Source organism: Merdimmobilis hominis, assembly GCF_016901855.1.
Classification (GTDB): domain Bacteria; phylum Bacillota; class Clostridia; order Oscillospirales; family Ruminococcaceae; genus Paludihabitans.
Window position 1 is genome coordinate 141,940 of record NZ_JACJKY010000005.1, and the last position, 18,332, is coordinate 160,271.

Below are 18,332 nucleotides of genomic sequence, written 5' to 3' on the forward strand. Positions count from 1 at the left end.
TTTCAAGCTTGCTCTGACGGTTCAGAGGAATGGGCGGCGGGGCGCACAATCAGTTTCACCCCGGCGATTGATTCTACGATACAGTGCGTTTCGGCAGGGATCACCGTGCCGTCAGCGCTTCTGGCTGTCCACATCAGCCCGTCTGCAAACACGCGTCCGGTGTCCTCGACGTTGTTGATCGTTTCTTTGACCACGCAAACCGTACCGATCAAGCTGTCCGCATTCGTTGCAACCGGGGTACGGTTTTTGAGAATCGAACGCACGATCGGACGTGTGGCAATCAGCAGAAGAACGGATACTGCTAAGAATACGATCAGCTGTACCCACAAAGAACCGCCTGCCAGCGTGGTGATGCATGCGGCCAGTGAGCCGGCGGCAAACCACACAGCGACCAGTTCAACGGTGACCAGCTCCACGACGATGAGCACCACGGTCAACACTGCCCAGAGAATCAGATGCCAAATTTCCATTCAAAACGCCTCCTTGCCTTTGTTCTTACTCGTATCATAGCACATCTGTTTTTTGGTGGCAATCGTTTTTTGAATTGATTTTTCATTTCTTTTGACAGATTGGCAAAAAAGCGTCAAACAAGACGTTTGTTTATAAAAAATTCACACGAAAATAAATTAAGTTAAGTTTCCTAACAAAAAATCATTGACAAATAAACGGAATCGTGATACGCTGTTTTTGTCAGAAAAAACAATACGTGATGGAAGGAGAGAGATGCGTGTCAGAGTCAGAACAGAGCTGGGAGATGTTTCCCGTTCGTATGTTTATGATCTATGTGCTGTTTTATGCCGGGCAGGCGATGTACAACACGTTTTTGAACCTGTTTTTGTACAATCACGGTATGCAGATGGACCAGATCGGCTTTTTGAGTTCGTTTTCGACACTCGTGCTGGTGCTGATTCAGCCGCTCTGGGGCGTTTTAAGTGACAAGTCCAAGAGCAAAAACCGGATCATTGCGATGCTTTTAATTGTCAGTGCGATTGCGCTTCTCTCGTTTTATGCAATGCAGGCGGCGCTGTGGCTTTCGTTCTGTGTCGTGTTCTTTAACGTGTTTTTCAATCCAGCAGTCACCTTGCAGGACAACTACACGCTTGAACTTTTGGAACACAGCCGCTGGGACTTCGGACAGCTTCGGTTAGGTGGGACCGTCGGCTATGCGGTGTGCTCGCTGCTCGTCGGATTCATCATCGGCACAAACTACGGCCAGATTTTCTGGATGATGGCGCTTTTGTTTTTGTCCACTGCGGTGCTTTATTTCACGTCGCCGAATATTGCCGGTCACCGCCAAAAACACCAGAAAGTCAAATATTCTGTGATCTTAAAAAACAAAATGCTTGTGAGCATGTTTTTGTTTAATATCGTCTATTATATCGGCACAGCATTTTATTATCAGTTTTATTCGATTTATTTTCAGGAAGAGCTCGGTGCATCCTCGGGAATGGTCGGCATGCTGTCGATGTTCAGCGCATTGGCAGAGATTCCGTTTTTCTGGTTTGCCGCAAAGCTTCAAAAGCGGTTCGGTACGCGCAATCTGTTGCTGTTTGCAGGCATTGCAACGGCGTTTCGTTGGTTTACGCTGGCATTCGCCACAGCGCACTGGATGGTGCTTGCCATCAATATGTTAAACGGCTGCGGTTTTGTCGGCTTCAGCTATAGCTTAATCAAGTTTATCAATGACAATGTCCCCAAGGAAATGCGCGCGACGACACAGTCGTTAAACGGCATTTTGGGCATACTGTTTTCACGTATTATTTTCACACCGATCGGCGGTGTGCTGGCGGATCGGTTCGGTGTACAGCCGGTGCTGATTGCAAACGGCGTGTTGATTACACTGGGTGTTGTTCTGTTTGCCGTTTCGTATGCGCGGCTGCAAAAACAGCATGAATCCGCAGAGCAGAAGAGCATGATTTCCGCATGATGCGGTTGAGAATTTTTTCAGGGAGGAAGCAGCATGACACAGATTTTTACAAACCATATCGGCTATGACAGCGGTGATACCAAACAGGCCGTTTACCGCCGCAAAGACAAGGAAACACCCGTTTCGTTCTCCGTTGTCTGCGACAAAACAGATACCCCGGTGTTTACCGGAACGCTTGCGGAATGCGGCGAAGTCGATCGCTGGGAAACAGGCTATTATTATACGATGCGGTTTGATGACGTGCAGGAAGAGGGCACCTATTATCTCACTGTGACGGACGATGCAGGCAAAACCGCTCGTTCCTATCCGTTTCAGATTGCCAAAAATCTGCTCGAGGTGAGCACTCTTTCGGCAGTGGGCTATTATTTTAAAGCACAGCGCTCGACCGGCGAATATGAAGCGATCGACAAGCGTCTTCGCTTTGTCGGAAACCGTACAGGTACACATGATGTGCACGGCGGCTGGTATGATGCAACGGGTGACTATGGCGTACATCTGTCCCACCTTTGCCACACGAACTACTTTAACCCGCAGCAGGCAGCGTTTTCCGCATATGCGTTCTTTAAAATGAACGATCTGCTCGAAAAGGCAGAGTATCCGTACTACACCATGCTCAAACGCCGCATTTTGGAAGAGGGCATGTACGGTGCTGACTTTATGATGCGGATGCGCGCACCGTCTAAGAGCTTTTTCCGTTCCAAAAGCCGCACCATGGACGCATACGGCCCGGTTTCGAAAATGCGTGTGATCTCCTGCTCGTTCAGAAACCCGACCAAACGCAAAGGCGGCGGTGCATGGGGTGATTATAACGAAGTCACCGATTATGACTATGAAACCTCGTTCCGTTCGGGCGGCGGCTATGCGATTGCAGCACTTGCATATGCGGCACGCACCGCATTCCCGAGCGATTATACAAAAGAGGAATATTTAAACGCCGCAATCGAGTCGTATGAATACTTGGAAGCAAACAACGAGAAATACGCAAACGACGGCAAATGGAACCTGCTCGACGAATACTGCGCACTCGAAGCACTCATTGAAATTTACAAGACAACCCGCGAGTTTGATTATCTGCGCCGTGCCGGTCAGATGGCGGACCGCATCATGGATCGTTATGTTGCGATTGACGACACAATGGGTTATCTGCGTGTCAATGATACGGACCGTCCGTTCTTCCATGCGGCAGATGCCGGTATGCCGGTGGTGAACCTGCTTGATTATTATCGTATTTGCAGAGATTCGGAGAAGAAGGCGAAAGTATTAGACATCTGCGAGCGGCTGATGCGTCATGAAGTAGCTGTTACAAACGAGGTGGCAAACCCGTTCGGCTATGCAAGACAGCTTGTTATCGGCGGCGACGGTGTGAAAAAGACACAGTTCTTCTATCCGCATGATGTCGAAACTGCACCGTGGTGGCAGGGCGAGAATGCGCGCATTGCATCGCTTGCATCGGCAGCACGTTCGCTTGCTCAGGAAACAGCAGACGAAGCACTCGCCGCAGCGCTTAAAAAATATGCGGATGACCAGATAAACTGGGTGCTGGGCTTAAATCCGTTTGACAGCTGTATGCTTGAAGGTGAAGGAAGAAACAACATCGACTATTTCTTTGAATATGACCGCCGCGACTTTATCCAGTGTCCGGGCGGCATCGTCAACGGCATCACCGGCGGCCTGCATGATGAACACGGCATTGAATTTGTTTTCAAACCGACCGACGAAGTCATCGATAACTGGCGCTGGGCAGAGCAGTGGATTCCGCACGCAACATGGTATATGTATGCGCTGTGTTTAAAAAAAATCTGAGAATATTCCTTGCATTACGTATAGAAAAAGAGAAGAAGAGGGGATACGGGCGGCTTTTTTGAAAAGCCGCCCGTATTCTTTGAAAATGAGAAAATTCGATTGACAAACCGTATTTTGTGTGGTATCTATTCATTGAAGAAAAGAGAAGGGGAGAACGAAATCATGAATCTTCGGCGTGCTGCCGCAGCGGATACGGGACAATTTCCGTTTTATATGTTTTTAATTTATGTGATCTTTTATTCCGGTCATGCGTTTTACAATACATATACAACGCTGTTTTTGTATGAAAACGGACTGACACAGGCGCAGATTGGTATGGTCAATGCAGTGTTTACGACCATTTTGGTGTTTTTAAAACCGCTTTCTGGCGTGCTCAGTGACAAATCGAAAAACAAGGCGCAGATGATCGGTCTTTTGCTGATTGCAAACGCGGCGGTCTGTCTGGCGTTTTATATTTCGGCAACGGCGCTGTGGCTTGCGCTGTGCGTCGTGTTATATCAGCTTGTGTTCCAGCCGGTCTATACGATGCAGGAGAGCTACACGATTGAACTGATGGAAAAAAGCCGCTGGGATTACGGCAATATCCGGTTAGGCGGCACGCTCGGCTATGTGGCGGGCGCATTCATTGCCGGTATTGTGATCGGCGACGACTACGGCAGAATCTTCTGGATCATGGCGATTGTGTACGGCGTATCGGGTGTGCTCCAGCTGTTTGCAAGACCGATTGCCGGTCAGCGCAAGCAGAAAGAAAAGGTTAAGTACTCGGTTGTATTCCATCATGCACCGCTCATGTGCTTGATTGGATTTCAGCTGCTTTCTTCGCTCGGTTCGTCGTTCGGTATGTATTATTCGATCTATTTCCGCCATACACTCGGTGCACCGAGTGAGCTTTTATCGTGGATGACGGTGGTGGCAGCGCTTTCGGAACTGCCGTTTTTCTGGTATGCGAACCGGATTGAACGCAGCATCGGCACGCAGAACTTCATGACGATCGCCGTTTCGGCAACAGTGCTTAAAATGATGCTTCTGTCGTTTGTGACAAATCCGTATGTGGTACTCGGTTTGCAGGTGCTCGGCGGCATGGCGGTTGTCGGCAATGGATACAGTATTTTAAAATACATCAACGACGTTGTGCCGAAACAGATGCGCACCACCGCGATGATGGTGAATGCGATTGTCGTTACGATTTTTTCGAGCGTTGTATGTGCGCCGCTTGTCGGTGTGCTGGATGCACAGCTCGGCACACAGACAGTGCTGATTGTCGGCTCGGCGATTTCGATCGGCGCGGTGATTTTGTTCTCGGCGATTTTCCCGGTTGCAGTTACGCACCAGCAGAAAAAAGAAGCAATGCTCAAAGCGGCAATGGGCGAGAATGTTCTGCCGGCCGAGGAATGAGGATAAAAAAGAAGGATTCCGATTTGGAATCCTTCTTTTTGTTTATACGGAATGTATTAAAAGAGTATCTGCGTTTTTGGCTTCCACCATCTATGAATGATGGGAAATACTTTTATTCTGTAGACGATTTTGTTTGGCTGTGTTATGATGTAATTATAGAATTTCATGCGCTTCTGCTTACCTGTAAAAACGGCTTTTACACACAAACTGTTCGAAAGGAGATGAGAGGATGCATACCAGAAAGCGGATGATATTGGCATCAGTGCTTGCATGCCTGTTGGTTGTTTTTGGCGTTGCTTGGTATTATACGGCAGCGAATGTCACGGAGGAAAGCTTCACATTTGAGGTCGTCGATCCGGAAACCACGATGAAAGCAGGAGAACCCGCTTTGTTTACCGTGCGGCTGAATAATTTGACAAATTGGGATCTTGTGCTTGAGCATGGCGCGCCGCTGATTTCGCTGTTTCTTGTTCCGGAGGGCGAGGCGGCTCAGACAGGAATCGTGGGTGCAAGTTTGATGCAAACAACACTAAAAGCACATCAGTATGCGGAAGAAGAATTTCAAATTGATGCGTCAGAAGCGGGAAATTATGTACTGGTGGCGTTTTGCGCTTTTGAAACAAACGGCAAACAATATCGTTACGAATGCGACGATATTCTCATAAGCGTTACGGAGTAAATGTTCTCTCCGGTTTTGTGCGGCAAAGCGTATCTGTTCCGGCAAAAAAAGAGCTGATCTGCAAACGCAGATCAGCTCTTTTTGAATGATTAGAATCTTGTGTGGAAGGTGCGGTGAATGACATCGAGCTGCTGTTCGCGGGTCAGCTTGATGAAGTTTACTGCATAGCCCGAAACACGGATTGTCAGCTGCGGGTAAAGCTCCGGATGATCCATTGCATCAAGCAGGACCTCACGGTTTAAGACGTTGACGTTGATGTGGTGGCCTTCCTCCAAGAAGTAGCCGTCCATCAGGGTCACAAGGTTTTGTACCTGCTCGTCTGTTTCTTTGCCCAAAGCGCCCGGCACGATCGAGAAGGTGTAGGAAATGCCGTCCTCGGAGAGCTCATACGGCAGTTTTGCCACCGATTTCATCGAAGCGACACAGCCGTTTGCATCGCGGCCGTGCATCGGGTTTGCACCCGGTGCGAACGGTTCGCCGGCTTTGCGGCCGTCCGGTGTCGAACCGGTCTTTTTGCCGTATACGACGTTTGAAGTGATTGTGAGAATCGACATGGTCGGAATGCTCTCACGATAGGTGCGGTTTTTGCGCAGTTTTTTCATGAACATCTCGACCACAAAGGTTGCCAGGTCGTCAACACGCGGATCGTTGTTGCCGAATTTCGGGAAATCGCCTTCGATGGAGAAGTCGGTGATCAGTCCCTCTTCGTTGCGGATCGGCGTGACACGCGCATATTTGATTGCGGAAAGGCTGTCCGCCACAACGGAAAGACCTGCAAGGCCGCATGCAGAGGTGCGGATGATGTCCTCGTCATGGAGTGCCATCTGCAGTTTTTCGTAGCAGTATTTGTCGTGCATGTAGTGGATGATGTTGAGTGTGTTGATATAAAGTCTCGAGAGCCAGTCGCACACAAAGTCGAACCGTTTCATGACCTCGTCAAAATCGAGCGGACCGTCGCCGATCGGTGCAACGAGCGGACCGACCTGATCGCCGTGGACTTCGTCCTTGCCGCCGTTTAACGAATAGAGCAGTGCTTTTGCAAGGTTTGCACGTGCGCCGAAGAACTGCATCTGTTTGCCGATGCGCATTGCCGAAACACAGCATGCAATGCCATAGTCATCGCCGAATTTTGCGCGCATCAATTCGTCGTTTTCATACTGAATCGAGGAGGTTTCGATTGACAGTTTTGCGACGAATTTTTTGAAGTTTTCCGGCAGGCGGTCGCTCCACAGAACGGTCATGTTCGGCTCCGGTGCAGGGCCTAAGTTTGTGAGCGTGTGCAGGAAGCGGAATGTCATCTTGGTGACCAAAGTGCGGCCGTCGCCTGCCATGCCGCCGAGTGATTCGGTGATCCAGGTCGGGTCGCCGGAGAACAGCTCGTCATACGACGGTGTGCGCAGGAAGCGAACCATACGCAGTTTCATGACAAAGTGATCGACAAATTCCTGAATTTCGGACTCTGTGAACACGCCGTCCATCAAGTCGCGCTGTGCGTAGCAATCAAGGAAGGTGGACACACGGCCAAGCGACATTGCCGCGCCGTTTTGCTCTTTGACAGCGCCTAAATATGCAAAATAGAGCCACTGGATTGCCTCTTTTGTGTTGGTAGCCGGGCGGGAGATGTCAAAGCCATAGCTTGCCGCCATTGTTTTGAGTGCTTCGAGTGCACGGATCTGCTCGGACACTTCTTCGCGCAGACGAATGGTCGGGGAGTCCATGATGTCGAACACGAGCTCTGCCTGAAGCGCTTTTTTCTTTGCTTCGATCAGGCGGTCAACACCGTACAGCGGAACGCGGCGGTAGTCGCCGATGATGCGGCCGCGGCCGTATGCATCCGGCAGACCGGTGATGATGCCGGCGTGGCGTGCTTTTTTCATCTCGTCGGTGTATGCGTCGAACACACCGTCGTTGTGTGTTTTGCGGTGTTTGAATACACGGTCCATCTCCGGTGTGGTCTGACGGCCGTATGCTTTGAGCGAGTTTTTCACCATGCGGTATCCGCCGAACGGCATGACAGCGCGTTTGAGCGGTGCATCTGTCTGCAAACCGACGATTGTTTCGAGCTCTTTGTCGATATAGCCCGGTGCATGGGACGAAACGGTCGAGATTGTTTTCTCGTCGATGTCATAGACACCGCCGCGGCGGCGCTCCTCTGCCATCAGTTCGCTCACCTTGTTCCAAAGCGCAAGCGTGCGCTCGGTCGGCGGTGCCAGGAACGAACCGTCACCGGTGTACGGCGAATAGTTTTTCATAATAAAATCGCGGACATTGATGTCATCGCACCATTTGGAAGCAACAAAAACCATGAAAATCCTCCTGTGATTCAAGTATATTGCTTTGGTATAGTTGTGATATTTTTATCATACAATGCCCGGCGAAAAAAGTCAAATTTTAAGACCCCAAAATAAAAGCGGTTCTTTGCTTCTTTTCTGTGCGTGTGGTACAATAAATAGAGAATCAAACGGAATGAGGATCATTGCTATGGAAAACCTTTCAAATATCGGTGTCATTAAATCGCTCTGCGAACGGCACGGCTTTTCATTTTCAAAATCGCTCGGGCAGAATTTTCTCATTAACCCGAGCGTGTGTCCGCGTATGGCAGAACTGGGCGGTGCAAAACCGGGTGTCGGCGTCATTGAAATCGGCGCAGGCTTCGGCGTGCTCACCGTCGAGCTTGCCAAACGGGCAGACAAGGTCGTTGTGATCGAAATCGACGACAGCCTGTTTCCTGTTTTGAATGAAACACTTGCGGGCTATGACAATATCAAGCTTGTGCATTCCGATGTCATGGACGTCGACCTGCACGCGCTCATCCGCGAGGAGTTTGCAGGCATGGAGGTGTGCGTCTGCGCAAACCTGCCTTATTATGTCACTTCGCCGATTGTGATGCGCCTGCTCGAGGAGCGTCTGCCGGTGGAATCGGTGACTGTCATGGTACAGAAGGAAGCGGCACAGCGCCTGTGTGCGCCGATGGGATCAAGACAGTGCGGCGCGGTCACGGCGGCGGTGCAGTACTATAGCGAACCGGAAGTGCTGTTTCAGGTGTCCCGCGGGAGCTTTTTCCCGGCACCGAACGTCGATTCGGCGGTCATCCGGCTCTCCATCCGGAAAACACCGCCGGTCGAAACAGCGGACGAAGCATGGTTTTTCAAAGTGGTGCACGCGGCGTTTTCTCAGCGGCGGAAAACACTGCCGAATCCGCTGTCCGCGTCGCTCGGTATCAAAAAACAGTTGGTGATTGACGCGCTTTTATCCTGCGGCTTAACCGCAACCGCCCGCGCGGAGGAGTTAAGTCTTCATGAGTTTGCATCTCTTGCGGACAAACTGCTGGAGGCAAGGGGATGAGCCTCGGGGTCTATATCCATGTGCCGTTTTGTGCGAAAAAGTGTCCGTACTGCGATTTTTATTCGGGCGCGTATTCGTCGCAGACGGCAGAGGAATATATCGAAGCGGTTTGCGCACGGATTCGGGACTGGATGGTTCCGGGCGAGCAGGTGGACAGCGTCTATTTCGGCGGCGGCACGCCGGGACTGCTCTCGCCCGCACAGATCAGAAGAATGCTCGACGCGCTTTCCTCCCGGGCAGAGGTGCGCGGTGAAATTACGATGGAAACAAACCCGAATGTCGTGCGAAAAGAGCGGGTGCAGGAATACCGTGCGGCAGGGATAAACCGCTTGTCGATCGGCGTGCAGTCGTTTGACGATGGGGAGCTTTTGTCACTCGGGCGGGCGCATACATCCGCGCGCGCAGTCCGGGCAGTGAACGATGCGTATGACGCGGGAATCGCGAATCTCTCGATTGATCTGATGCTCGGCACACCCGGGCAGACGATCGATTCACTTTCTGCGTCACTGCAAACGGCCGTGTCGCTTCCGATTTCGCATTTGTCATCGTATCTGTTAAAAATCGAACCGGGTACGCCATATGCGGCAGATGAAACGCTTTGCGCGCGCTGTCCCGATGAGGATACGGCGGCGCAGATGTACTTAAAAACGGTCGAAACGCTCGAATCACACGGCTTTTCTCAGTATGAAATCTCGAATTTTGCACGTCCGGGATTTTTAAGCGTGCACAATTTAAAATACTGGCGGTGTGAGCCGTATATCGGCATCGGACCGGCGGCGCATTCGTGCGTAAACGGGCGGCGGTTTGCGTCAAAGCCCGATCGCGCGCTGTTTTGTGCGCACGCACTTGCCGGAACAAACGGCGACGTCGTCATGGAAGAAGGAACCGCCTGCGACGCCGAGGAAGTGCTGATGCTTGCCATGCGTTTGACAGAAGGCGTCGATGTTTCTGATTATTGCAAACGCTTTTCGATGCCGGAAACATCGTTTCTGCGCGCGTTTAGTCCGTATGAGCAGGCGGGTTATGTGGTGCGAAACGGAAGCAGGCTTCGCTTTACACCGGAAGGTTTTCTTGTGTCGAATGCGATTCTTTCGTCGGTGTTTGCAAAGCTTTCGATGTAATGCCGGAAGCTCCGGCAGTTGTTCAGCACGAAACGGCGGTTTCGTACTGCGCTAAAACGGCGTGCTCGATCTGGGCACGGTTTTCCTTGGAAATCGGGTGCACGATATCGCGGTAGGTGCCGGATTCGTCCTTTCGGCTCGGCATGGCGACAAACAGCCGGTTCGGCCCTTCGATGACTTTCAAATCATGGAGTGCGATCGCGTTGTCAAATGTGACGGAAACGATGGCGCGCAGCCGTCCGTCGTGCAGTAACTTGCGGATTCTCACGTCTGTGATGTTTAACATGGTTGTTGCTCCGTTTCTCCGACAAAAGATGTTGTTCCGGATGGATGTCGGCAGCCGCCCGGTGATAACCACAGTGTTGGACAATTTGAAAACTTTTATACGAGCATCCATTCGAATGACAAAAAACGGTTTCTTTTTTTCAAAAGATGCACTATAATAAAAGAAAAACGGCAGAAAGAAGAATGAAATCATGAATGAGCCTGTCATGAGCCCAGCGCTCTTAAACGATAAAAAACACATCCACTTTATCGGTATCGGCGGATCGGGGATGTTCCCGATTGCGCAGATTCTGCACGACAAAGGCTATTACCTGACCGGATCGGACAACAACGAAACCGATACGCTGGCGCTTGTGCGTGCGCTTGGCATTCCGGTGATGATGGGACAGCGCGCCGAAAATATCGAGGGCGCGGATCTGATCGTATACACCGCAGCAATCATGAGCGACAACGAAGAGCTGATTGCCGCAAAGGCAAGCGGTGTGCCGTGCATTGAACGAAGCGTCATGCTCGGCATTCTCACCCAGTGCTATGACAACGCACTGTGCGTCTGCGGTACGCACGGCAAAACGACGACATCCGCAATGCTCACCGAAATTCTCATTGACGCGGGACTTGACCCGACGGCAGTCATCGGCGGAAAGCTCCCGAGCATCGGCGGCAACGGCCGTGTGGGAAAAAGCGAGCGCATGGTGTGCGAGTCGTGCGAATTTGTCGATACGTTTTTAAAGCTTTCGCCGGATACGACGATCCTTTTGAACATCGACAACGACCACTTGGACTATTTTAAAACGATCGACAATCTGATTCACTCGTTCCACACGTTCTGTGCCATGACGAGCAAAGAGATCATCGCGTTCGGCGACGACGAAAAAGTCCGCCGTGCGTTAGAAGGGATCGAAAAGCCGATTACGTTCTACGGTTATTCGGAAGAAAACGAGTATTACCCGCAAAATATCGAACTGCATGAGGGCATTCATACGACCTTTACGCTCATGCACAAAGGCGAAGCACTCGGCGTGCTTGACTTGCATGTACCGGGCAAGCATAACGTGCTGAATGCAACCGCGGCAGTCATTGCGGCAATGAAAGCCGGTGCAACCTTTGAACAGGCAAAACAGGGACTCGCTGTGTTCCGCGGTGCAGGCCGCCGGTTTGAGGTGCTCGGTCATGTTGGCGGCGTGACGGTGGCAGACGACTATGCCCATCATCCGACCGAGGTGCGTGCAACGCTCGAAGCGGCAAAATCGATGCATTTTTCGCGTGTAATTGCCGTGCATCAGCCGTTTACGTATTCGCGTACCAAAGCGCTTCTCAATGAGTTTGCAGAAGTGCTGTCGATTGCCGATCATGTCGTGCTGTCGGAGATCATGGGCAGCCGCGAGAAAAATACGATCGGTATCTACAGCCGCGATCTCGGCGAGAAAATCCCGGGATGCGTCTGGTTTGACACATTCGATGAAATTGCCGATTACGTCGTAAAAGAAGCAAAGCCAGGAGATTTAATCATTACACTCGGCTGCGGCGATATCTATAAAGCCGCGAAAAAGATCGTCAAAGGACTGCACGAAAAGTTCGGCGAATAAATAAATCGAGTGAAAACAGCAGGGAAGTTCCCTGCTGTTTTTTTATGCGTTTTTTTAATAAAATGCTTGACAAACAATACTATGCGGTATATAGTATAACGCAAAGGGAGGTATAGGATGGATATTCAATTAAAACGCGGTCTGTTGGATGTTTGCGTCCTTGCCGCAATCAAAAATGAGGATTCCTACGGATATCAGATCATCAAGGATATGAAGCCGTATGTGCAGATTTCGGAATCAACACTCTATCCGATTCTGCGCCGGCTCGAAGCGGCATCTTATTTGACAGTTTGGACGGCAGAACACGGCGGACGGCTTCGGAAATACTATCATATTACACCGCTTGGGTTAAAACGCATCGATGATTTTAAACAGGAATGGAAAGAGATTGTTTCCATCTATCAATTTGTTGTCAGGGAGGAACAGAGAAATGACGAAGAATGAATTTCTGTCATCACTTTCTCAAACGCTTGCCGAACTGCCGGAGCAGGATGTTGCGCAGTCGCTTGCATATTACAGTGAGATGATCGACGATTATATGGAAAACGGCATGACGGAAGAGGAAGCGGTGGAAACACTTGGCTCGGTGGAAGAGGTGAGTGCACAGATTCTTGCGGATGTGCCGGTACAAGACCGGACCGAAGACGAACCTGCGCCGAGAAAATCGATGGAAGTATGGAAAATTGTCCTGCTGATTTTGGGTTCGCCGCTTTGGTTTCCGCTGCTGATCACTGCGGCATCTGTTTTGGTGTCTGTTTATGTTACAATTTGGGCAGTGGTGATATCGCTTTATACTGTGGTTGCTTCATTTGCAGCCGGTGCATTGGGCGGAATTCTCGGATGTGTTGCATTTGGTTTTCGTGCGGATGCCATTCAGGCGGTGCTCTTTCTGGGCGGCGGACTTGTGTGCGCCGGACTTGCAATTTTCTCGTTTTTTGGCTGTAACCAGGTTGCAAAAGGTGTTGTTTGGCTGAGCAGAACCATGTGGCTGTGGCTTGGACGTTGTTTTTGGCGGAGGGGAGATGCAGAATGAAAACAGCAAAAAAAGTATGGTTGATTGTGGCAGGCGGTCTGGTGCTCCTTGGGCTCATCCTTTTTGTTTGTGCACTTGCGTATACGGGCTTTGATGTACAAAATCTTTCGACCGTTTTGCTTCAGGAGAAGATCACCGTGATCGATGAACCGTTTCAGAATATCCGCATTGAAGAAACGGAAAGCGATGTAGAATTTGTATTATCGAACGACAATACCTGCAAGGTTTCTTATATGGAAGGTGAAGGCGTTTCTCGTACGGTTTATGTGCAGGACGGCACCCTGATTGTCAGACGCGAAGACGATCAAAAGTGGTTTATGCGCATTGGGATCTATACACAGAAGATGAAAACGACCGTTTATCTTCCGAAAAACGCGTATGAATCGCTTTATGTACGCTCGGTAAGCGGTAATATTTTCATTCCCTCATCGTTTTCATTTACACTGGCAACGATCGAAAATACAAGCGGAAACATTCAGTCAGCGGCGTCGATGGAAACAGAGCTGTTTGCGCGTACAGTGAGCGGCAATATCTCGATTGAGCAGGCATCACCGCAGACACTTACAGCGATCACGACCAGCGGCAATCTGTCCCTTTCGTCAATGACAGTTCGTGGCGAGGCGACAATGAAAACTGTAAGCGGTGATGTAAATCTCAAGCAGACCCGTGTGGAAAACGAGCTGTCCTGTTCGTCTACGAGCGGCAATGTGACGTTTGAACAGAGCGATGCCGGTTCTTTGCGTGTGGAAACCGTGAGCGGTGATGTATCCGGTACACTCCTTTCGCAAAAGATGTTTCAGGTGCAGACTACCAGCGGAGATACGAATGTGCCGCTGTCGCAATCGGGCGGTATTTGTACAGTGACGACAATGAGCGGTAATGTGCATCTTTCCGTGATGCCGGAATAAATGGTACCGGACGAAAAGTAAGCAGTTTTTCCTTCCCATATGTTGCATCATGAAAACAGCCTTGGATTATGCCAAGACTGTTTTCTGCGTTTTGTATCCATTTTTGTTTTTCCCCTTGCGTTTTTATCTTTTGACTCGTATAATAAACGGCGAATAACAAAGCTTTTTCAATATCAGAGGGGAAAAGAGATGAAATTAACTTGTTTTGCACGTCCGCCATTCTTTTTAAGACGGCTTGTCATGATGCTTTTGGGTGTCTTTGTGCAGGGGTTCGGACTTTCGTTTTTGATTATGATCGACTGGGGCACCGACCCGTGGACAGGATTTGTCATCGGACTGACAAAGCATTTTCCGATTTCCTACGGAAACTGCCAGCTTATTTGTGCGGCGGTGTTGTTTTTGGTGATTATCGCGTTTGATATGAGCAAAATCGGATTCGGTACAATCGGCAACATGGTGATCGTCGGTTATGTGGCGGACTTTTTCAGCGGACTTTGGACGCGTGTAATCGGTGAAGCGTTTTTTGACCAGATTCTTTGGAGCGGGCTTTTGCTCCTTCCGGCACTCGCTGTCTTTTTGGCAGGTGCATCGGCGTATCTGAGTGCGGATTTGGGCGGCTCTCCCTATGACGCGGTACCGTTTATTCTGTCTGCACATCTAAAGCGCATCCCGTTTAAATTTGTGCGCATGGGATGGGACGTAAGCTTTTTGGTACTCGGCTTTTTACTCGGCGGTCCGATCGGTGTCATTACGATCCTGATTGCATTTTTCTTAGGGCCGGCAATCGCGTGGTTCCAAAAGAAACTCTCCGTGTTTTTTAAAGAAAAAGAGCCGGCTTAGGAGGAGAGTGTCATGAACGAACAGCTGCAATCGTGGATCTGGGTGGATGATGCAGTCTATCCGAACGAACAGACAACGTTTCTTTGTCATGCGTCTGACCGGACGAACCACAACTATGCGGTCGCCGAATTTACGCACACATTTGCGTACGACAAACCGGTCGACTCGGTGCGGCTTACCGTGTGTGGCGATACGTCATTCCGGCTGTGGCTCAATGAGCAGTTTGTCGGAGCGGGTCCTGTCTGCGGCGGCGGTGATTTTTTGGAGGACCGTCCGCTGCCGAAGGTGTATCATAACACCTATGACGTTTCGGTTTGCGGGAACGCACTTCGCTTTTTTGCGCAAGTACAGCTTTCGCCGGTCGTGCTTTCTGATTATTCGCGCGGACACGGCGGATTTTGCCTTGCGGGTGTGGTCTGTTTTGCGGACGGAAGTACAGAAAGAATTTGTACAGATAATAATTGGAGCAGCAGAATCAACAGAAAGTATAAACAGCCGTACACGTTTGACAATACGATCAGCGAAACAGACTGGACGCCGGCAAAGCGGGTGGATGATATTTGGCATGCAGTCAAACCGCCGATTCCAATGATGTGTGAGGAGAAGATTTTGCCGCAGAATCATGGAGCAATCCGTGTGCCCGCGCATGAAACGTGTGCGGCAGAGGTGCTGTTTGACAAGATCTATGCAGGCTATGTAAGTTTCACTGTCACCTGTCAGGGAACCTGTAAGATTATCGTGAAGTGCCGCGAGATCAAAGACGGCGCTTATACGACAGAAACGATTACGACGGCAAGTGATCTTTCTTATCGGAGTTTTCAGTTCCACAGCATCGGGCAGTATACGATTGAAGTCACAAATGAGAGTGACGATGTGTGCATCATAGAGCCGTCGCTGATTTTTACGCACTATCCGGTGACGATGGAAGGTGCGTTTGACTGCAATGATGCAGAACTTAAAAAAGTGTACGACGTATGCAAGTGGACGCTTAAAAACTGCCGTCAGACGATTCACTTGGACAGCCCGCGGCATCAGGAACCGCTCGCATGTACGGGAGATTATTATATTGAAACGCTGATGACGGCGTTTTGCTTTGGAGATCTGCGGCTGTCTGCGTTTGATGTGATGCGTACAGCCGATCTGCTCGTTCAGCAGAAGGGACGCATGTTCCACACGACATACAGCTTGCTGTGGGTGCAGATGCTCAAAGAGGTCTATCAGTTTACCGGTGATGCTGGGCTCGTTTTTTATTGCAAAGACGCCTTGTGCCGTTTGCTTGCACGGTTTGACGGGTATCTTGGCGACACCGGTGTGCTGGAACATGCGTCCGATTATATGTTCGTTGACTGGATGGTGGTGGACGGATTTTCCTTGCATCATCCGCCGAAAGCGCTGGGACAGACGTGCTTGAATGCGTTTTATTATGGCGCGCTGCAAACGGCTGCCGAGCTGTTTGCGGTGATTGACGACACAGAATGGGCGAATACCTGTATTTCGCGGGCACAGCAGTTAAAGCAGGCGCACAACCGCTGCTTTTATGATACACAGCGGCAGCTGTATTTTGATGGGCTCAATACACCGACGCATACGAGTGAGTGGCTGCCCGAAAACCCGGATAAGCGGTATTATTCCAAGCACAGCAATACGCTGTCGGTGCTGTATGGATTGTGCGACCGCGAAACGGGCGTTTCGATTATGGAGCAGGTGATAAACGACGACAGCCTGACCGGCGTGCAGCCGTATTTCATGCATTTTGTATTGGAAGCGCTCAAAACAGTCGGACTCTTTGAGAAATACGGTTTTTCTCTGCTTGATAAGTGGAAAGACGTGGTGCGCACCTGTGATAAAGGACTTCAGGAGGGGTGGTATCGTTCGGAAGAGGGATATGCGTTTGACTACAGCCATGCGTGGGGCGGCACACCGGCGTATCAGATTCCTTCGATGATCTTAGGGTTTGAGATGGTCGAGCCGGGATTTAAAACAATCCGCCTGCATCCGCAGCTGTTTGGCCTTGAATGGGCGCATGTTTTAATGCCGACGCCGTATGGAATGATTACCTGTACATTAAAACAGGGTGAACCCGCAAAGCTTTCTGTACCTGAGGGAATGAGCGTTTTGTTCGAAGAAGAATGTTGAAAATCGGCGGGAATGCCGTTTTACAATAAAGGAGGAAGCACAATGATTTTTAATGATTATGACCGGATCGTATTTGCGGGAGATTCTGTAACCGATATGGAAAGCGCACAGCCGGTCGGTGAAGGACTCTTTGACAATGTCGGCAGAAGCTATGTCCGTATCATCGAGAACATGCTGTCGGCGGTCTATCCGGAGGTGCACGTCCGTGTGACAAACGCAGGCATCGGCGGCAATACAAGCCGTGATTTGCTGGCACGTTTTGACCGTGACGTCGTGCAATTAAATCCTGATTGGGTGTCGATCTGCATCGGCATCAACGATGTATGGCGCCAGTTCGACACACCTGCGATGCCGGATTATGCCGTATTTCCCGAGGAATACGAGCAGAATCTTGAAAAGATGATCGCGATGATTCCTCAGTCGGTGAAAGGTGTGTTTATCCTGTCACCGTATTATATGGAGCCGAACCGCGAGGATGTCATGCGTGCACGGATGGACGAGTATGTGGCAATCTGCAAAAAGCTCGCCGACAAATACGGCTTCCGGTTTGTCGATTTCCAGGCACTCTATGAGGATTACTGCAAAATCCGTCATTCCTCGTATATTGCGTGGGACCGCGTTCACCCGAATCAGGTGGGTGCAACCTTGATGGCGCGTGCCTTTTTGGCGCAGTGCGACTTTGACTACGCACACGAAGTACAGAAATAAGAAAAAATAAAAACACCCGTCTGTTCGTTTGAGCAGACGGGTATTTTTATGGATGGTGGTGCATTTTTTGATAAGCACCGGGCGAACAGCCGAAACGGCGCTTGAACAGACGGGTGAAGTGACAGAGATTCATAAAACCGCACTGCGCGGCAGCTTCGCTCACGGATAAAAGCTGGTTAGTGAGCAGGTTGCACGCACGGTTTAAGCGTGCCGAAATCAAATCCTCCTTGGGCGATACGCCGAAGAAGGCACGGTAGTACGCGTAAAACTGGCTTTTTGAAAGATTGACAAGCGCGCACATCTGCTCTGCGTCCCACGGTTCCTCGCAGCGGGAGAGAATGGAAAGACGCACCTGCCGAAACGGCTCAAACAGCGGGGGGACAGGCGCTTTGGCGGTTGTTTGCTCGCGAGAGAGCGAGAGGAATAGGCCGCGCAGCAGTGTGTCGGACATTTCGTCAAACCACATGTCTTTCGTCAAACATTCCGCCTGAATCTGAGCGAGCACATGATCAATGTGCTGCGGGTCGGACGGGTAAAACAGCGTGCAGGTGGGCAGTGTGTAGATC

Annotated in this window: 17 protein-coding genes; 13 read left to right on the plus strand and 4 right to left on the minus strand. The window is 50.3% G+C overall.

Translation table 11 applies throughout. From position 1 onward, the window contains the following. Positions 1 to 2: 2 nt before the first annotated feature. The gene (locus tag H6A12_RS04730; RefSeq protein WP_204445331.1) at positions 3 to 470 is read right to left on the minus strand and encodes an NfeD family protein; all 468 of its coding nucleotides are present in this window, start codon (positions 468 to 470) and stop codon (positions 3 to 5) included. A gap of 257 nt (positions 471 to 727) precedes the next feature. On the opposite strand from H6A12_RS04730, the gene H6A12_RS04735 reads away from it, so the two are divergent. From H6A12_RS04735 to H6A12_RS04750, 4 genes are all read left to right on the plus strand, one after another. Further along, entirely contained in the window at positions 728 to 1,927 is a 1,200-nt protein-coding gene (locus tag H6A12_RS04735) for an MFS transporter (RefSeq protein ID WP_204445334.1), read from the plus strand. Positions 1,928 to 1,960: 33 nt separating this feature from the next. Then, the gene (locus tag H6A12_RS04740; protein WP_204445335.1) at positions 1,961 to 3,730 is read left to right on the plus strand and encodes a cellulase N-terminal Ig-like domain-containing protein; all 1,770 of its coding nucleotides are present in this window, start codon (positions 1,961 to 1,963) and stop codon (positions 3,728 to 3,730) included. 162 nt (positions 3,731 to 3,892) lie between these two features. After that, positions 3,893 to 5,125 carry an MFS transporter gene (locus H6A12_RS04745; RefSeq protein WP_204445337.1) on the plus strand — a complete coding sequence of 411 codons (1,233 nt, stop codon included), beginning with the start codon at positions 3,893 to 3,895 and terminating at the stop codon, positions 5,123 to 5,125. A gap of 229 nt (positions 5,126 to 5,354) precedes the next feature. Further along, entirely contained in the window at positions 5,355 to 5,804 is a 450-nt protein-coding gene (locus tag H6A12_RS04750; RefSeq protein WP_204445339.1) for a hypothetical protein, read from the plus strand. Positions 5,805 to 5,893: 89 nt separating this feature from the next. On the opposite strand, the gene pflB is transcribed toward H6A12_RS04750, so the two are convergent. Further along, entirely contained in the window at positions 5,894 to 8,110 is a 2,217-nt protein-coding gene (gene pflB, locus H6A12_RS04755; RefSeq protein ID WP_204445341.1) for a formate C-acetyltransferase, read from the minus strand. Positions 8,111 to 8,285: 175 nt separating this feature from the next. Here pflB and rsmA point away from each other — a divergent pair, with 175 nt between their 5' ends. Together rsmA and hemW are read left to right on the plus strand one after the other, a co-directional pair. Next, entirely contained in the window at positions 8,286 to 9,149 is an 864-nt protein-coding gene (gene rsmA / locus H6A12_RS04760) for a 16S rRNA (adenine(1518)-N(6)/adenine(1519)-N(6))-dimethyltransferase RsmA (protein WP_204445344.1), read from the plus strand. Continuing rightward, a complete protein-coding gene (gene hemW, locus H6A12_RS04765) occupies positions 9,146 to 10,270 on the plus strand; it encodes a radical SAM family heme chaperone HemW (RefSeq protein ID WP_204445349.1) in 1,125 nt (374 codons plus the stop codon). Before rsmA ends, hemW begins: the two co-directional genes overlap by 4 nt. Before the next feature lie 22 nt (positions 10,271 to 10,292). On the opposite strand, the gene spoVG is transcribed toward hemW, so the two are convergent. After that, entirely contained in the window at positions 10,293 to 10,556 is a 264-nt protein-coding gene (gene spoVG / locus H6A12_RS04770) for a septation regulator SpoVG (protein ID WP_204445359.1), read from the minus strand. A gap of 190 nt (positions 10,557 to 10,746) precedes the next feature. On the opposite strand from spoVG, the gene murC reads away from it, so the two are divergent. The 7 genes from murC (at position 10,747) to H6A12_RS04805 (ending at position 17,766) form a co-directional block, all read left to right on the plus strand. Continuing rightward, entirely contained in the window at positions 10,747 to 12,141 is a 1,395-nt protein-coding gene (gene murC / locus H6A12_RS04775) for a UDP-N-acetylmuramate--L-alanine ligase (RefSeq protein WP_243415294.1), read from the plus strand. Between the two features lie 117 nt (positions 12,142 to 12,258). Next, positions 12,259 to 12,585, plus strand: a complete 327-nt coding sequence (locus tag H6A12_RS04780) for a PadR family transcriptional regulator (protein WP_204445362.1) — start codon at positions 12,259 to 12,261, stop codon at positions 12,583 to 12,585. After that, on the plus strand, positions 12,572 to 13,174 hold the full coding sequence (locus H6A12_RS04785) for a DUF1700 domain-containing protein (protein WP_204445367.1): 603 nt from the start codon (positions 12,572 to 12,574) through the stop codon (positions 13,172 to 13,174). Before H6A12_RS04780 ends, H6A12_RS04785 begins: the two co-directional genes overlap by 14 nt. Beyond that, a complete protein-coding gene (locus tag H6A12_RS04790) occupies positions 13,171 to 14,082 on the plus strand; it encodes a DUF4097 family beta strand repeat-containing protein (RefSeq protein ID WP_204445370.1) in 912 nt (303 codons plus the stop codon). Before H6A12_RS04785 ends, H6A12_RS04790 begins: the two co-directional genes overlap by 4 nt. A gap of 189 nt (positions 14,083 to 14,271) precedes the next feature. Next, a complete protein-coding gene (locus H6A12_RS04795) occupies positions 14,272 to 14,922 on the plus strand; it encodes a YczE/YyaS/YitT family protein (protein WP_204445373.1) in 651 nt (216 codons plus the stop codon). A 12-nt stretch (positions 14,923 to 14,934) separates the two neighbouring features. Further along, positions 14,935 to 17,058 (plus strand): hypothetical protein, encoded by a 2,124-nt coding sequence (locus H6A12_RS04800; RefSeq protein WP_204445376.1) that lies wholly within the window; start codon positions 14,935 to 14,937, stop codon positions 17,056 to 17,058. A gap of 42 nt (positions 17,059 to 17,100) precedes the next feature. Continuing rightward, positions 17,101 to 17,766, plus strand: coding sequence for an SGNH/GDSL hydrolase family protein (locus H6A12_RS04805; RefSeq protein ID WP_204445379.1), 666 nt, complete (start codon positions 17,101 to 17,103; stop codon positions 17,764 to 17,766). A gap of 46 nt (positions 17,767 to 17,812) precedes the next feature. Here the strand turns inward: H6A12_RS04805 and H6A12_RS04810 are convergent. Beyond that, the coding region (locus H6A12_RS04810; protein ID WP_204445380.1) for a helix-turn-helix transcriptional regulator at positions 17,813 to 18,332 on the minus strand (520 nt) is incomplete at its 5' end.

Excerpts from the sequence above, each read along its gene's own strand:
- H6A12_RS04785 (WP_204445367.1), top strand. The coding sequence starts at position 12,572 with ATGACGAAGAATGAATTTCTGTCATCACTTTCTCAAACGCTTGCCGAA.
- H6A12_RS04805 (WP_204445379.1), top strand. The coding sequence starts at position 17,101 with ATGATTTTTAATGATTATGACCGGATCGTATTTGCGGGAGATTCTGTA.
- spoVG (WP_204445359.1), bottom strand. The coding sequence starts at position 10,556 with ATGTTAAACATCACAGACGTGAGAATCCGCAAGTTACTGCACGACGGA.
- H6A12_RS04750 (WP_204445339.1), top strand. The coding sequence starts at position 5,355 with ATGCATACCAGAAAGCGGATGATATTGGCATCAGTGCTTGCATGCCTG.
- H6A12_RS04740 (WP_204445335.1), top strand. The coding sequence starts at position 1,961 with ATGACACAGATTTTTACAAACCATATCGGCTATGACAGCGGTGATACC.
- H6A12_RS04800 (WP_204445376.1), top strand. The coding sequence starts at position 14,935 with ATGAACGAACAGCTGCAATCGTGGATCTGGGTGGATGATGCAGTCTAT.
- H6A12_RS04795 (WP_204445373.1), top strand. The coding sequence starts at position 14,272 with ATGAAATTAACTTGTTTTGCACGTCCGCCATTCTTTTTAAGACGGCTT.
- hemW (WP_204445349.1), top strand. The coding sequence starts at position 9,146 with ATGAGCCTCGGGGTCTATATCCATGTGCCGTTTTGTGCGAAAAAGTGT.
- rsmA (WP_204445344.1), top strand. The coding sequence starts at position 8,286 with ATGGAAAACCTTTCAAATATCGGTGTCATTAAATCGCTCTGCGAACGG.
- murC (WP_243415294.1), top strand. The coding sequence starts at position 10,747 with ATGAATGAGCCTGTCATGAGCCCAGCGCTCTTAAACGATAAAAAACAC.
- H6A12_RS04780 (WP_204445362.1), top strand. The coding sequence starts at position 12,259 with ATGGATATTCAATTAAAACGCGGTCTGTTGGATGTTTGCGTCCTTGCC.
- pflB (WP_204445341.1), bottom strand. The coding sequence starts at position 8,110 with ATGGTTTTTGTTGCTTCCAAATGGTGCGATGACATCAATGTCCGCGAT.
- H6A12_RS04745 (WP_204445337.1), top strand. The coding sequence starts at position 3,893 with ATGAATCTTCGGCGTGCTGCCGCAGCGGATACGGGACAATTTCCGTTT.
- H6A12_RS04730 (WP_204445331.1), bottom strand. The coding sequence starts at position 470 with ATGGAAATTTGGCATCTGATTCTCTGGGCAGTGTTGACCGTGGTGCTC.
- H6A12_RS04790 (WP_204445370.1), top strand. The coding sequence starts at position 13,171 with ATGAAAACAGCAAAAAAAGTATGGTTGATTGTGGCAGGCGGTCTGGTG.